We start from the raw sequence: 14,785 nt of genomic DNA on the forward strand, positions 1-14,785 counted from the left end.
TGGCTAGATTTAGAAATTTTTGGTAAATGTTAAATTCTGTATTCCCCCAGCTGGGCGCCATGCCGTATAATAGTCGAAACGTCTAAAAAGAGAAGGGGACCGGGATGAGTAGTCAAAAAAAGCGGGACCAATTAATCTTACACACCGCGCTTACCGCCGGCAGAATCATGATTGAAAATGGCTCGGAAATCGAGCGGGTCGAGGACACGATGACCCGCATCGCTCACAATGCCGGGGCCCAGACCAGTCAGCTATTCGTGATGATCACCGGGATTCTCATGGCCATCAACGGCGAGGTGGGGGCGCAGATTGAACCCGTCAAGCGCCGGACCTTTGATTTGGAAAAAATTGCCGTGGTCAACGACCTGTCGCGTCAGTACGCCGATCACAAGATTGACCTGCGCCAGTTTGCCGACCGGCTGGACCATCTGGACAGCGTCAGTCGGTACTTTCCGTTTTGGCTTCAGCTGGTGGCCGCGGCCATGGTCAGTGGACCGTTGGAAGTAGTCTTCCGGCACAATCTGCCAGACTTCTGGATTACCTGTTTGGTGGGGATGCTGGGCTGGTGGGTCTACTACGTGCTGAATAAATTCATTCAGATTCGGTTCTTGTCCGAATTTACTGCGGCGGCCGCCATTGGCGTGATGGCCGTGGTGTTCGTGCATTTAGGCCTGGGCAATAGTGTCGATGACATTATCATTGGGAGCGTCATGCCCCTGGTGCCCGGGGTGCCCATCACCAACTCGGTGCGCGATATCCTTGCCGGCAACCTGGTCAGCGGGCCCGCCCGTGGCGTCGAGGCTCTGGTGAGTGCGGCCGCGATTGGCTTTGGTATCGCCATGGTCTTACAATTTCTATGAGTGAGGAGGAAGCGGCATGTCGGTCTTAGAATTTATCATCGAAGTGGCGGGAACCTACGTGGCCACGCTTGCCTTTGGCATCCTCATCAACATCCCCCGGCGCGCACTCAACGTGGGTGGCTGGATTGGGGTGCTGGGCTATGTGCTGTACCGCTTCACCGTGTTGTGGGGTGGCGGTTACGTGATTGGCAACCTGCTGGGCGCCGTAGCGATTGGGGTCGCCTCGCTGCAGGCGGCTAAATTAAAAAAGATGCCGATGATTCTCTTTAACATCCCGGCCATTGTGCCGCTGGTGCCCGGGGGTCAGGCGTACCAGATGATCAAAAACTTTGCGCTGGGCAATAACTCCACGGCGCTAGTCTTTTTGCTTCAGGTGGTCATGATTTCCGGGGCGATTGCCTTTGGCTTTCTCCTCTCGGAATTGGTCAACCGGATTCAACGCCGCTTCTGGCGGCACCGGAAGCGTTTATAAAAGTGTTAATACTGGGGAGAAGCCTAGAAATTTAGGTGTGGGGTGGTATACTCATTGCTAGGGGTTTTTCCCAGAATCGGGTATGACGAAAGGAATAAATAATCATGATGCTATTTAATAAGGACCGCGATCGGCCGTGGAAGTTTACGCTTGCCACCGTGCTGTTCTTGGTCGTGGCCGTTTACATAAAGGCGCAAAACGCCTACGTGGATTTCCTGGATTCATCGATCGTCGATGTGATTCAGAAGAACCAACCGGGGTGGAAAACGCTGCTGTATCGGGGAGTAACGAGCCTAGCGGAACCAAAATTGGACATTATTTGGGTGTTGATTCTGGCGTTCCTGCTGTGGGGCTTCAAGTTCAAAATTCCTGCGCTCTGGTGTCTGGCGACACTGGCCGGGGGGGACGTTATTGCCAGCCTGGTTAAGAGCCTGGTTAAACGTGCGCGGCCATCGGGTCACCTGGCCATCGATGACGGCTACAGTTTCCCCAGTGGTCACGTATTCGGCACCTTCCTGCTGATTGCGATGATCTGGGTCATCCTGATGCCGATGATCATGGCAGCCTGGAAAGCTTGGCTGCTCCGGATCGTCCTCATCGTCTGGATGGTGCTGGTCATGATCTCCCGGGTGTACTTAAACGCCCACTTCCCAACGGATACGATTGGGGCAGTTCTGTTGGCTTACCTGTGGTTACAGGTGGCAGAGGGGCTGTACATTCGCTTAGCGCCGATGATGCAACACTGGCCTTTGCTGAAAAAATCTGAAATTTAACGAGAACGTGCCAACCACTTTTTCCAGTGGCTGACACGTTTTTTCTATGGGCTAAATTGTTGTTGGATTGCGCCTCCGGGATGGTGAAAATATACCGTGACGCGTCCGTTCCCGGCGGCGAGCTCAAGGTGCCCTGCTGTGGGGCCGGTTCCAGCCTGAGGGGCGGGCTTCCACCTCAACTTTGAGCCTGGGGAGCGGTCTCAAAGGTTGTCCCATGGAACTAGGCTGGGAAAGAACCCCAGCCAAGTCCATCGACACAGCTGGTCACCTTGGCTCGCCTCTGGTCACTCCTGCAACGGGGGTATTTTCACCATCCCTGCGGCTGACACTTGTTTAGCCCGTAGAAACGGTGTTGTGGTGAGCAGTATAGATCTTCTTTTCCATTGGTAATTATCAGTGGGTCGGTTCCAGCCTGTGAAGTGGGCTTTCACCTCAACTTTGAGCCAAAGAGCGGTTTCAAAGGTTGTCCCATGGGCTAGGCTGAGAAAGGACCTCAGCCAAGTCCATCGACACAGCTAGGCACCTCGCCTCTGGTCACTTCTGCAACGGGGATATTTTCGCCCTCCCTGCGGCTGACACTTGTTTAGCCCGTAGAAACGGTGTTGTGGTGAGTAGTATAGATCTTCTGATGTTTCCGTTAGTGATCAGTGGGCCGGTTCCAGTCGGAGGAGTGGGCTTTTATCGACATAGCTGGTCACTTATACAACAGGTCTTTTTGCACTATCCCTGCGGTTGACACAGGTTTAGCCCGTACAAATGATGTTATTGTGGTAAAGTTGGAGTCCATTGAACGAATACCAGTTGACTGTCTAAAATTCTGACAGTCATTAATAATGGTGTTGAAGAGGGACTAGAGCAAAAAGAAAAACACCTCCACGTAAAAAAATGCGTGAAGGCGTCTGAAAAAATCAACTTGTTAAATTAATGTACCTACCAATGAAACGCTAAATGGACCGAATTAGTCTAACACTGTGTCAGCCTAATTCGGTGAAATGTCTCGCACCACGTGAGTGACCAGAGGCGGATCAAGACGGGCAGCTGTGTCGGTGGTCTTAACTGAGTGATTTTCTCAGTTTAGAGCACGGGACGACCTTGGAGACTCGCGATTTTTAGCGAGGCTTCAAGGCGAGACCCCAGACCGCTCTTCAGGCTGGGGTCGTTCCCCACAGCAGACCGTCTTGAATCCGCCGCCGGGAACGGACTGAGCGGGACACCATTTTCACCGCCCGGCAAGGCGAGTCAAGACGCGGAAGTGTTAGTCCAGTTCGTGGAGCCATTCTTCGGCTAGGTCGACCCAGTGCGCCACGTGTGGCAGCGCCGTCCCCGGCTTCCAAGCCGTGACACGGTTGGCTAGCGCTAAGCCGTGAGGGCCCTGATGGAAGACGTGAAGCTCTGTATCCACGTTGGCCGCGATTGAAGCTTGGGCGTAGTCGAAGGCGTTTTGCACGGGCACCAGGGGATCCTCTGCAGTGACCCAGATGAAGGTGGCGACGTTACGACTGTTGACGAGCTTGTCCGCTGCGATGCTGGCCGGATCATCCGTCCATTTTGCCAGCATGGCTGCATCCGTGGGGTAGCCCGCTGCCGGTGTGATGACCGGGTAGCCGAGAATGACGGCCCGCGGTTTGATTTCGTAGGGCGTCGTGCCGGCTAATTTGTTAAAGGCCTCGTCGTGCCACAGGTCGTTGAATAGCGCGGTGATGTGACCGCCGACGGAGAAGCCGGCCACGAAGATGTGATCCGTGTCAATCTGCCAGTTGTTGGCATTCCGCCGAAGCAGGGCCATTCCCTTGGCTAGTTCCACGACGGGCGTGGGCAACAGCGGCGTCTTTTCGCCGACGAACGTGTAACGCAGGAAGAAGGCCTGGTAGCCGCGCGCTGACCAGGCTAACGCCAAGTCCTCAGCCTGTTGTTCAGGGATGTGGGTGTAGTTGCCGCCGGGAACGATGATGATGGCGGGATAGGTGCCTGTGTCTTCAGCTGGCTCGCGCAGATACCCTTGTAAGTAAGCCTTGGACGTGGGCGCGAGTGGCAAAGTGATTGTTTTCAATTGCGAAACCTCCCAAAATAAGTCATGATAAGATTAAACGTTTCGTGGGCACGGCCGGTCGCAAATTTATGTGTGGCTCCTGTCAACGAAACGGGGTTCGGTCGCCGATGGACTGGCCGAACGAATTCACCTTAAAGTATACCGCATTCACCAACGGGTTAGGTAGTGACCTGACAAGTTGCGTGGTGCGGGGATGATGAGAAATGAGGGGGTCAGGTGATGGAGAAAATGAGTGAGACGGCGCGGGTGCGGTTACGGCCGCTGACTGAGAGTGACTTCCCGGGGTATCAACGCCTGTTGACGCTGCCGGCCGTGGCCGCGGCGAACGGGTCACCCGCCGATGCGGACCCGGAACAGGTTAAACGGTGGTTGGCGGCCGACCGCCAAAGTCCCTTTGCGTTTACCATAGAAGACAAGGCGACGCGCCGCTTCATGGGGACGATTTTATTTTATCAGCACACCGGGGACGCGGGTGAGCCAAGCACAGGTGAGTATGACCTGGGGTATTTCCTGGACCCCATCGACTGGGGGCAGGGCATCATGCCCGAAGCCTTGGACGGCAGTCTGCAACTGGTCCGGCAGGCGAGTCAGCAGCCACAGACCGTCTGGGCAACCTGCTACCTCAGCAATCACCGGTCGGCCCGGGTCTTAGAAAAGTTAGGCTTTCAGCTGGTCTTGGACCATTTTGTCGGGCCCAGCATCACGGGTGAACCCGTGGCCCCACAGGCTTTGTATCGGTTGACGCTGCAACCAGTAGAAAAATAATGCATTCTAATCGAAATTTCATCTTGCAATATTTGGTAGGGATGCGTATACTACAGAGTATCGAATAGAAGAGGTGCGACCAACAAGAGTCGCTTTCCTGAGATGGGTCAACATCGCAGACGGAAAGCAAAAGGGGCGGTCGCCGAAACCTGCACGTGAGGACATAGCGTGTAGGTTGGGTCCTGGTTGAATAAATCAGGGACTGTCGCAGCCGAATAGGGGTTGCGGGGCGCTTTCAACGATATTGACTTGGAATAATGAATTTTCCAATCTCTTTCGCGGGCTTTTATTGCGAAGGAGATTTTTTAGTTCACTGGGTCGTTTCGAGGAAGTCCTTCTAAAATAAGAAGGAGGAAACATTTATGGAACAAAGTATGACAAACGCAACAACCAGCGGGGCCTCTGATCAGGTCAAGCGGGGCCTCAAGACACGTCACGTCTCAATGATCGCGTTAGGTGGCTGTATTGGGACCGGGTTATTCGTCGCCAGTGGGTCGGCTATTTCAACGGCCGGGCCTGGTGGTGCGCTGGTGGCTTACGTTGCCATGGGTCTGATGGTGTACTTCCTGATGACCAGCTTGGGTGAAATGGCCACGAACATGCCAATCTCTGGCTCGTTCGCTGCTTACTCAGCCAAGTACGTTGATCCAGCCTTAGGGTTTGCCATGGGCTGGAACTACTGGTTCAACTGGGCCATTACGGTTGCCGTTGATATTTCAACTGCCGCACTGGTCATGAAGTTTTGGTTACCCGGGGTCCCAAGCTGGATCTGGAGTGCCATTGCGTTAGGCATCGTCTTCCTGATCAACGCCTTGGCCGTCCAAGCCTTTGGTGAAACGGAATTCTGGATGTCCTTGATCAAGGTTGTCACCATCTTCGTCTTCTTAGCCGTTGGGTTAATGACCATCGTGGGAATCATGGGTGGTCACGCCACTGGCTTGGAAAACTTCACGTACAAGAAGGCCCCATTCGTTGGGGGCTTCCCCGCAATCCTGAGTGTCTTCGTGGTTGCTGGGTTCTCGTTCCAAGGAACTGAATTGGTTGGGATTACCGCTGGTGAATCTGAAGATCCAGCACACAGTGTTCCCAAGGCCATCAATTCCGTATTCTGGCGGATTATCTTATTCTACATTTTAGCTATTTTTGTGATTGCCGCCGTATTACCTTACACCAGTAAGGATCTGTTAGGTTCTTCCGCAACCGACATCGCCATCAGTCCTTTCACGTTGGTCTTCCAGCGTGCCGGCTTGGCCGCTGCCGCTAGTGTGATGAACGCTGTTATCTTAACGTCCGTAATTTCCGCTGCCAACTCGGGGATGTACGCTTCCACGCGGATGCTGTACTCCCTGTCTAAGGAAGGCTACGCCCCACAATTGTTCGAAAAGACTGGGAAGAACGGGATTCCTTATCCTGCCTTGTTCGCCACGACCATTGTTGCTGCCTTGACCTTTATCAGTAGTATTGCGGGTCCGCAAATCTACATGTGGCTGGTTGCCGCTAGTGGGTTGACCGGGTTCATCGCTTGGTTCGGGATTGCGCTGTCACATTACCGGTTCCGTCGAGCATTCATCAAGCAAGGACACAAGCTGTCCGAACTGAGCTATCACGCAAAGTGGTTCCCAATTGGACCCATCCTGGCGTTGATTCTCTGTGTGGCTGTGATTGTTGGGCAGGACCCACAATCCTTCTTCTCAGGTAACTGGGAACAAGTCTTAGTCACCTATATCAGTGTGCCATTGGTCTTAGTCCTGTACATTGGCTACAAGATTAAGAAGCACACCAAGTTGATTCCGCTGAGCGAAGTTGACGTTGCCCCCGTTCATAAGGAAGGCACGTTAAAGGAAGTTAAGGCGGATGCTACTTCAAACGATTAAACTAGAAATTAGTGTGGGCACACGAAATTTTTAAATAAATCTGAACGGCGTCTAGTCGGCGAATAGTCGGCCTAGGCGCCGTTTTTAACGGATTGGCTAGAGAGAAAATGGCCACGACATATTGTCTTTTACCCATGAGGTTGGTACAATATGTGGTGTTGAAATTTTGGCCGGACGAAAAAAGCCGGCGTGTCGTTATTTAAAGGAGAGATTGCATGCTTGTATTATCGGGAACTATCGGAGCCGGCAAAACGAGTTTAACCACTTTGTTAGCCGAACACTTAAACAAACCAGCATTTTACGAATCAGTGGATGACAACAAGATCTTGCCACTGTTCTACCAGAACCCCCAGAAGTATGCTTTCTTGCTTCAAATTTACTTCTTAAACAAGCGTTTGGACAACATCAAGGCTGCTAACGCCGATGATGAAAGTGTCTTGGATCGCTCAATCTTTGAGGATTCCTTGCTCTTCCATTTGAACGCCGACTTAGGCCGGGCCACCAGCACGGAAGTCGACATCTACGATTCCCTGTTGGCCAACATGATGCAAGAATTACCTGACGCAACACACAAGAAGAACCCAGACTTACTGATTCACATCAACATCTCCTTTGAAACGATGCTGGAACGGATCAAGAAGCGCGGCCGGTCATATGAACAAATCGACCATGACCCCAGCCTCTACAAATACTACCAAGAACTCGATCAACGTTACGTCGACTGGTACAACGCCTACGACAAGTCACCTAAGATGCAAATCGACGGCGATAAGCTGGACTTCGTGGAAGACCCAGCTGCGCGTGACCAAGTCTTACACTTGATCGACGAAAAAATTGCTTCACTGTAAAACAGCTCTACACCAAAAATAAAGTGGTTCCGCGCCCTCGGGCACGGAGCCACTTTTGCTTAGCTGGGCTTTTGTTCCCGCCGCCAGCTTCAAGGTGCTCTGCTGTGGGGAACGCCTGCGGCCTGAGAAGCGGTCCTCCGGCTCGCCTTGAAGCCTGAAAGAGCACCAGTCTCCAAGGTCGTCCCATGCCCTAGGCCGAGAAAGAACCTCGGCCAATGCCATCGACACAGCTGAGCACCTTGAGCTGTCTCTGGTCACGTCAGCCGGCTAAGCAAAAGTGGCTAGTTTGGTAGTAGGTAGTGTGGTGGAATGGCCTGTCTGTTCAGAGACGTCTTAGAAGCTGTCTGACTCGCCTCGAGAACACCGACACAGGGCAGCCCATTTGGTGACTTCCGGTTCCAGTAGCACTAAGCAAAGGTGGCTGGTCTTTGGCAGTAGGTAGTGTGGTGGAATGGCCTGTCTGTTCAGGGACATCCTAGAAGCCATCTAGTTCGTCCTAGTGTGCGTTTGGTAGGACAATAGCGTAGGGGTTCTCTGACTCCCTTTTTAGACGCTGTCAGCTGCTTTTGCCAGCTAGGGTTACGTTGGTTGAGATGAGAGATGTGTCTAACACGCGTACAGGGCAGGGGATGCTGACCATTACCACTGTCAGCCAAAGTGAGACAGAGTAGCCAGGACCACGCCAATCAAAAATGGGGTGGCCAGTCTAAGTGACCAGAGGCGGATCAAGATGGGCAGCTGTGTCGGTGGTCTTAACTGAGTGATTTTCTCAGTTTAGAGCACGGGACGACCTTGGAAACTCGCGGGTTCTTGCGAGGTTTCAAGGCGAGCCGGAGGACCGCTTCTCAGGCCGCAGGCGTTCCCCACAGCAGACCGTCTTGAATCCGCCGCCGGGAACGAACACTAAGCCAAACCCCATTTTCAATTGGCAATTGTCATTGGAAAAGAAATGCGGTATGATGAGTGTATTCAAAAACACGAGGTGCCTATCCAGTAGACGGCCAGAGAAGCGGGGCAAGCTGCAAACCGCAACGTCGAACATTCCAGCACTAACTAAAGTGGGCGGGTAATGCCGCACGGTGCAGACCGTTATCATGTTCAAGGGTGTAACTGGGTGAACCAGCTGCGAACTTGGGTGGTACCGCGAAGGTCTTCGTCCCATGTGACGGAGGCCTTTTTTGTATCATCCGTGAAAAAGAGAGGAGCACAACTGTATGTTAGATTTGAAATTGATTCGCCAAGAACCAGACTTTATTAAAGAAAAATTAGCCACGCGGGGTGTTGATCCCGCTGATATCGATAGCTTACTGGCTTTGGATGCCCAACGCCGGGAACTGATCGTTAAGAGTGAAACCATGAAGGCCCAACGGAACACGGTCTCCGATGAAATTTCTCAATTGAAGCGCAACAAGGAAGACGCCAACGATAAGATTACCGAGATGCGTCAGGTCAGCGCCGATATCAAGAAGATTGATGCCGACCTCGATGACTTGAAGGCTCAGGTTCACGATGCCGCTGCGCATTTGCCAAACATTCCCAATGACAACGTGCCAGTTGGCTTAACGGAAGACGGTAGCGTTGAAATCCGCCAATGGGGCGAGAAGCCTAACCTGGACTTTACGCCTAAGGCCCACTACGAATTGGGCGAAGACTTAGGTATTCTAGACTTTGAGGCCGGTGCCAAGGTTTCCGGTAGCCGTTACCTCTACTACTTGGGCTTGGGTGCACGTCTGGAACGGGCCGTTTACAACTTCTTCTTGGACGAAAACACCAAGGCAGGGTTCAAAGAAGTCTTGCCACCTTACATCGTCAACGATGACTCGATGTACGGGACTGGTCAGTTCCCTAAGTTTAAGGAAGACGTTTACCAGTTGCGTGACGAAGACATGACGTTGATTCCAACTGCCGAAGTGCCATTGGTCAACTACTACCGTGACGAAGTGATTCCTGAAGAGGACCTGCCAGTTTGGTTCACGGCCTTGACACCAGCATTCCGGTCCGAAGCCGGGAGTGCCGGGCGTGACACCCGGGGACTGATTCGCTTACACCAATTTAACAAGGTTGAAATGGTGAAGTTCTGTAAGCCAGAAAACTCATGGGATGAACTGGAAGCTCTGACGAAGCATGCTGAGAGCCTCTTACAGAAGTTGGGCTTGGCTTACCATGTGATTACGTTGACGACCAGCGACATGAGCTTTACGGCCGCCATGACGCATGATTTGGAAGTCTGGTTCCCAGAACAAAACACGTACCGGGAAATTTCTAGCTGCTCAAACACGACGGACTTCCAAGCTCGTCGGGCCCACATTCAATACCGAGATGACAATGGCAAGCTGCAATACGTTCACGCGTTGAACGGTTCTGGTTTGGCCGTTGGTCGGGCCGTGGCCGCTATTTTGGAAAACTACCAAAACGCCGACGGTTCCGTGACGATTCCTGATGTCCTGGTGCCTTACATGGGTGGCGTTACCAAGATCACCAAGTAGGACTTAAAAATCAAATAAGCCTGAATCACTAGCAGGTGGGTTCCTTATCCGTGATGGGTAGGGGGTCCGCCTGCTTTTTGTGTGCGAAATGCGGGGATGAGGAGTGAGTGAAGAAACAATTTTTTGAATATTTTTGAATATTTTTGTAATTTCTAGTTGACGAGTTATGGGGTTTCGTATAAAATAGTTTTTGTTGGTTAATTAGTCCATCACGCGGAACGCTGATGAGCTAGCCAACCGGGAATTGCGAGAAATAAACTTCTCAAAGTTTTTCGAAAAAAACCTAGCTTTTTCATTCTGAATGAGCTACAATGTTACTTGTCGTCAAGCGATTAGTTATTCAATCAACGAATATTTATTCAAAATATTTTAAAAAAGTTGTTGACATCATCTGCTAGACATGGTAAATTGTAATAGTTGTTTCGAACGAGGACATCAGTTCTTGTTTCGGAAAATATGGAGGATTAGCTCAGTTGGGAGAGCGTCTGCCTTACAAGCAGAGGGTCACAGGTTCGAGCCCTGTATCCTCCATTGGGACTCCGGTCCCTGGCGGTTAGTTCGCCAACGTTGCAGGTGTGGCGGAACTGGCAGACGCGCTAGATTTAGGTTCTAGTGTCTTATGACGTGGGGGTTCGAGTCCCTTCACCTGCATTAACTAAATATTGCAAAATATTTAAAAAATATTTTGCCGACTTAGCTCAGTTGGCAGAGCATCTCACTAGTAATGAGGAGGTCGGAGGTTCGAATCCTCTAGTCGGCATGGCACCATAAATAAAATAGCCAATTTGCGGAAGTAGTTCAGTGGTAGAACATCACCTTGCCATGGTGGGGGTCGCGGGTTCGAATCCCGTCTTCCGCTTTTGCCCTTTTGCCGGGGTGGCGGAATTGGCAGACGCACAGGACTTAAAATCCTGCGGTCAGTGATGACCGTACCGGTTCGATCCCGGTCCTCGGCATTCAACAACTTAATATCATTATGCACCCATAGCGCAACTGGATAGAGTGTCTGACTACGAATCAGAAGGTTGTAGGTTCGACTCCTACTGGGTGCATTTTTGTTGCTTATGAATAACCGCATAAGCAATTTTTCGGGAAGTAGCTCAGCTTGGTAGAGCACCTGGTTTGGGACCAGGGGGTCGCAGGTTCGAATCCTGTCTTCCCGATAAACTGACGCAAGGTCAGCGGGCTATTTCGGGAAGTAGCTCAGCTTGGTAGAGCACCACGTTCGGGACGTGGGGGTCGCAAGTTCAAATCTTGTCTTCCCGATTTTTTTATCCCGAATTACATACGAAAAATGAAACGGTCACTTCCTTACTAATTGTTTGGAAGTCGGCCGTTTTTTTGTTATGCTTATCTTCCAGAACTTCTCGGTGAAATGCGGTCTAATCCTTTGCATTTTCATGGAAAGTTCGTATAATATTAGTCAACATTAGTCAGAAGAACTGCACTGAAGGGGGGACGATAATGGAGAATCAAAATATTTCAGATATTATTGAGTCTTACCTGAAGCAGATTTTGGCTGAGTCTCAGCAGGTGGAAATCCGGCGTGCGGAAATTGCCGACCAGTTTAATGTCGTGCCATCGCAGATCAACTATGTAATCAAGACCCGCTTTACGATTCAGGACGGCTACGTCGTTCAGAGTAAACGCGGTGGCGGTGGTTATATTCGCATTGAAAAGGTCAAGTTGCTCGACAACCTAGATTTCATCGATTCGCTAGTGAGCGCGGTGGGGGACCATATTACCCGCCACGATGGCCTATCGGTGGTCCGAAGCCTATTTGAGGCTGGGTCGATTAATCGGCAAGAGGCTAATATCATCCTGGCAGCAATCGATAAGGATGCCGTCAATACGGGTGACCGGGCTCTGAATGAACGTGTCCGCGCCCAGATTCTGATTTCAATTTTAAATCACCTACGTTACGAGAGTTAAGAAAGTGAGGAGTTGCAATGGATAACCTATTTACACCGAGTGCTAAGAGCGTCCTTGTATTGGCACAGGAACAAGCAAAATATTTCAAGCACCAGGCAGTCGGTACGGAACACTTGCTGTTAGCCCTCACCATTGAAAAAAACGGGATCGCCAACAAAGTCTTACAACAATTTTCCGTTGGCGACGATGATGTCCGCGAAGAGATCGAACGCTTTACGGGGTATGGCACGCTGGCTGACATGGATAAAGACAGCTACCTGCCATACTCACCGAAAGCCAAGGCCATGTTAGCCTTAGCCGGTGACGAAGCGAAGCGGCTGGGCGCCTCGAAGATTGGGACGGAACACTTGTTGTTGGCCCTACTGAGTGACGACACCATTTTGTCATCCCGCATTTTAACGAATTTAAACGTCGAATTGAACGATGCCCGCAAGGTTGTCTTGCGTAAGCTGGGCATCTCTGACACGCCTAAGCGTCGTGGCGATGCCCGTTCACGTCGCGGGGCAGCGGCCCCACAGGGCGGCACACCAACTTTGGACTCCTTAGCCCGCAACTTAACGGATGCGGCTAAGGAAGGCCGGATGGACCCAACGGTTGGCCGGAACAAGGAAGTTAAACGCGTTATCCAAATTTTGAGTCGACGGACCAAGAACAACCCCGTTCTGATTGGCGAACCTGGGGTGGGGAAGACGGCGATTGCTGAAGGCTTAGCCCAACGCATCGTTGCCGGAAATGTTCCCGAAGACATGCAAAACAAGCGCCTGATGATGCTCGACATGGGCTCACTGGTCGCTGGGACCAAGTATCGTGGTGAATTTGAAGATCGGCTGAAGAAGGTCATCGAAGAAATTTACAACGATGGGCAAGTGATTCTCTTTATTGATGAATTACACACGCTGATTGGTGCCGGTGGGGCTGAAGGGGCGATTGATGCCTCGAACATCCTGAAGCCAGCACTGGCCCGGGGCGAACTTCAAACCATTGGGGCCACCACGTTGGACGAATACCAAAAGTACATTGAATCCGACGCTGCCCTTGAACGACGGTTTGCGACGGTTCAGGTCAACGAACCAACGCCAGCTGAAGCCACAGAAATTCTGCAAGGCTTACGGCCACGTTATGAAGACCACCATCACGTGAATATTACGGATGAGGCCATTGACCAAGCCGTTAAGCTATCAACCCGTTACATCAGTGACCGGTTCTTACCTGATAAGGCCATTGATTTAATGGATGAAGCGGCAGCCAAGGTGCGTATTGACCAAATGGACAAGCCAACGGCGGCAACCAAGCAGGCACAAGCCTTAAAGGACTTGGCTGACGAGAAGGAAAAGGCCATTGAACAACAAGACTTCGAACGCGCTGCTAAGTTGCGGGAGAAAGAAATGGCGCTCCGAGAAAAGGTTGAGGCGCGTCAGGCGAAGGCCGCTGCCGCAACCGACGATGACACCCATCAGTACGCACTAGACGTGACTGGTGAGGACGTGGCGGACGTTGTGGCTGAGTGGACCGGCGTACCGGTCACCCAGCTGAAGCAAACGGACGCTGATCGACTGGTCAACCTGGAAAAGATTTTGCATAACCGGGTTATTGGTCAAGAGGAAGCCGTTTCTGCTGTGTCTCGGGCCATCCGGCGGGCACGTTCCGGATTGAAAGATCCGAACCGTCCAATTGGGTCCTTCATGTTCCTTGGCCCAACCGGGGTCGGGAAGACCGAATTGGCGAAGGCCTTGGCTGAAGCCATGTTCGGTTCTGAAGACAACATGATCCGGGTCGACATGAGTGAGTACATGGAAAAATACTCAACCAGTCGTTTGATTGGGTCGGCGCCAGGTTACGTGGGCTACGACGAAGGTGGCCAGCTGACTGAAAAAGTTCGGCAAAAGCCTTACTCAGTCGTCCTCTTTGATGAAGTTGAAAAGGCCCATCCGGATGTCTTCAACATTTTGCTGCAAGTCTTAGACGATGGGTACCTGACCGACTCTAAGGGACGTAAGGTTGATTTCCGAAACACGATTTTGATCATGACGTCTAACCTGGGAGCCACGAAGCTGCGGGATGAAAAGACCGTTGGGTTCGGGGCCGAAGACATGGCCAACAGCTACAAGGCAATGTCCGATACCATCCGGGCAACCCTGAAGCAGTCATTCCGTCCAGAATTCTTGAACCGAATCGATGAAACGGTCATCTTCCACTCACTGCGGAAGCCAGAACTCCACGAAATTGTGAAGCTGATGGCTAAGCACATCGTGGACCGGGTGGCTGAACAAGATATCAAGCTGAAGATTACGCCAGCGGCGATTGATGCCGTGGCTAAGGCGGGCTTCGATCCTGAGTACGGGGCACGGCCAATTCGGCGGGCACTGCAGACGCAGGTCGAAGACAAGCTGAGCGAATCTCTGTTAAACGGTGAAGTCAAGACCGGTGATCAGGTCACGATTGGCGCAACGAAGGGTGAAGTAACGGTCAACGTGAAGTCACCGGAAGCCAAGAAGACGGTTGCCAGTCACTAGACGCCTTAAATAATAGAAGAATCGTTGAAATAAAAAAGTAAAAAGTACGCGACTGTCAGCATGCACTTGCCACCACGGGGTGTGGGGCTGACGGTCGGGTGCTTTTTGTTGTGCCAGGGAGCAGTTAACTGTTAGGGAATTTGTTACGATTTGACTAGAAAATAACTTGGTCTAACAAGCGATAAGTGAGATGTGGTAAACTGAACTCAACT

The 14,785-nt window shown here is 51.7% G+C and carries 10 protein-coding genes, 8 tRNA genes and 1 riboswitch; of the genes, 17 read left to right on the forward strand and 1 reads right to left on the reverse strand.

The features are described from left to right. The first annotated feature begins 104 nt into the window (after window positions 1–104). From ACEPST_RS09955 to ACEPST_RS09965, 3 genes are all read left to right on the forward strand, one after another. Entirely contained in the window at window positions 105–860 is a 756-nt protein-coding gene (locus ACEPST_RS09955; RefSeq protein ID WP_204121059.1) for a threonine/serine exporter family protein, read from the forward strand. Between the two features lie 16 nt (window positions 861–876). Further along, window positions 877–1,332: a threonine/serine exporter family protein gene (locus ACEPST_RS09960; protein WP_203646213.1), complete on the forward strand. Its 456-nt coding sequence runs from the start codon at window positions 877–879 to the stop codon at window positions 1,330–1,332. Window positions 1,333–1,436: 104 nt separating this feature from the next. Further along, entirely contained in the window at window positions 1,437–2,105 is a 669-nt protein-coding gene (locus ACEPST_RS09965) for a phosphatase PAP2 family protein (RefSeq protein ID WP_204121057.1), read from the forward strand. A gap of 1,255 nt (window positions 2,106–3,360) precedes the next feature. Here ACEPST_RS09965 and ACEPST_RS09970 read toward each other — a convergent pair. Then, window positions 3,361–4,155 carry an alpha/beta hydrolase gene (locus ACEPST_RS09970; RefSeq protein ID WP_204121056.1) on the reverse strand — a complete coding sequence of 265 codons (795 nt, stop codon included), beginning with the start codon at window positions 4,153–4,155 and terminating at the stop codon, window positions 3,361–3,363. A 219-nt stretch (window positions 4,156–4,374) separates the two neighbouring features. Between ACEPST_RS09970 and ACEPST_RS09975 the strand changes: the two genes are divergently transcribed. From ACEPST_RS09975 to ACEPST_RS10040, 14 genes are all read left to right on the forward strand, one after another. Then, a complete protein-coding gene (locus tag ACEPST_RS09975; protein ID WP_203646216.1) occupies window positions 4,375–4,920 on the forward strand; it encodes a GNAT family N-acetyltransferase in 546 nt (181 codons plus the stop codon). 60 nt (window positions 4,921–4,980) lie between these two features. Then, a riboswitch (Lysine riboswitch) is annotated at window positions 4,981–5,163 on the forward strand. Window positions 5,164–5,282: 119 nt separating this feature from the next. Next, window positions 5,283–6,794, forward strand: a complete 1,512-nt coding sequence (locus tag ACEPST_RS09980) for an amino acid permease (RefSeq protein ID WP_203646217.1) — start codon at window positions 5,283–5,285, stop codon at window positions 6,792–6,794. 215 nt (window positions 6,795–7,009) lie between these two features. After that, the gene (locus ACEPST_RS09985; protein WP_203637454.1) at window positions 7,010–7,642 is read left to right on the forward strand and encodes a deoxynucleoside kinase; all 633 of its coding nucleotides are present in this window, start codon (window positions 7,010–7,012) and stop codon (window positions 7,640–7,642) included. A 1,214-nt stretch (window positions 7,643–8,856) separates the two neighbouring features. Next, entirely contained in the window at window positions 8,857–10,128 is a 1,272-nt protein-coding gene (gene serS / locus ACEPST_RS09990; protein ID WP_203646218.1) for a serine--tRNA ligase, read from the forward strand. Between the two features lie 458 nt (window positions 10,129–10,586). Next, a tRNA-Val gene (locus ACEPST_RS09995) sits at window positions 10,587–10,659 on the forward strand. 38 nt (window positions 10,660–10,697) lie between these two features. Further along, window positions 10,698–10,779: transfer RNA gene (locus ACEPST_RS10000), tRNA-Leu, on the forward strand. 36 nt (window positions 10,780–10,815) lie between these two features. Beyond that, window positions 10,816–10,888: transfer RNA gene (locus ACEPST_RS10005), tRNA-Thr, on the forward strand. Window positions 10,889–10,915: 27 nt separating this feature from the next. Further along, a tRNA-Gly gene (locus ACEPST_RS10010) sits at window positions 10,916–10,987 on the forward strand. Between the two features lie 11 nt (window positions 10,988–10,998). Beyond that, window positions 10,999–11,084, forward strand: a tRNA-Leu gene (locus tag ACEPST_RS10015). Window positions 11,085–11,106: 22 nt separating this feature from the next. Further along, window positions 11,107–11,180 (forward strand) — tRNA-Arg (locus ACEPST_RS10020). A gap of 37 nt (window positions 11,181–11,217) precedes the next feature. Beyond that, window positions 11,218–11,291: transfer RNA gene (locus tag ACEPST_RS10025), tRNA-Pro, on the forward strand. Window positions 11,292–11,320: 29 nt separating this feature from the next. After that, window positions 11,321–11,394 (forward strand) — tRNA-Pro (locus tag ACEPST_RS10030). Window positions 11,395–11,592: 198 nt separating this feature from the next. Further along, the gene (locus ACEPST_RS10035; RefSeq protein ID WP_125765166.1) at window positions 11,593–12,060 is read left to right on the forward strand and encodes a CtsR family transcriptional regulator; all 468 of its coding nucleotides are present in this window, start codon (window positions 11,593–11,595) and stop codon (window positions 12,058–12,060) included. A gap of 17 nt (window positions 12,061–12,077) precedes the next feature. Continuing rightward, complete coding sequence (locus ACEPST_RS10040; protein ID WP_204121054.1) at window positions 12,078–14,573, forward strand: ATP-dependent Clp protease ATP-binding subunit; 2,496 nt, start codon at window positions 12,078–12,080, stop codon at window positions 14,571–14,573. Window positions 14,574–14,785 lie beyond the last annotated feature (212 nt).

The sequence above is a fragment of the Levilactobacillus sp. FUA 3915 genome (assembly GCF_044053135.1).
In the GTDB taxonomy this organism is placed as follows: Bacteria; Bacillota; Bacilli; order Lactobacillales; family Lactobacillaceae; genus Levilactobacillus; species Levilactobacillus lanxiensis.

Excerpts from the sequence above, each read along its gene's own strand:
- ACEPST_RS09955 (WP_204121059.1), top strand. The coding sequence starts at position 105 with ATGAGTAGTCAAAAAAAGCGGGACCAATTAATCTTACACACCGCGCTT.
- ACEPST_RS09960 (WP_203646213.1), top strand. The coding sequence starts at position 877 with ATGTCGGTCTTAGAATTTATCATCGAAGTGGCGGGAACCTACGTGGCC.
- ACEPST_RS09965 (WP_204121057.1), top strand. The coding sequence starts at position 1,437 with ATGATGCTATTTAATAAGGACCGCGATCGGCCGTGGAAGTTTACGCTT.
- ACEPST_RS09975 (WP_203646216.1), top strand. The coding sequence starts at position 4,375 with ATGGAGAAAATGAGTGAGACGGCGCGGGTGCGGTTACGGCCGCTGACT.
- ACEPST_RS09980 (WP_203646217.1), top strand. The coding sequence starts at position 5,283 with ATGGAACAAAGTATGACAAACGCAACAACCAGCGGGGCCTCTGATCAG.
- ACEPST_RS09985 (WP_203637454.1), top strand. The coding sequence starts at position 7,010 with ATGCTTGTATTATCGGGAACTATCGGAGCCGGCAAAACGAGTTTAACC.
- serS (WP_203646218.1), top strand. The coding sequence starts at position 8,857 with ATGTTAGATTTGAAATTGATTCGCCAAGAACCAGACTTTATTAAAGAA.
- ACEPST_RS10035 (WP_125765166.1), top strand. The coding sequence starts at position 11,593 with ATGGAGAATCAAAATATTTCAGATATTATTGAGTCTTACCTGAAGCAG.
- ACEPST_RS10040 (WP_204121054.1), top strand. The coding sequence starts at position 12,078 with ATGGATAACCTATTTACACCGAGTGCTAAGAGCGTCCTTGTATTGGCA.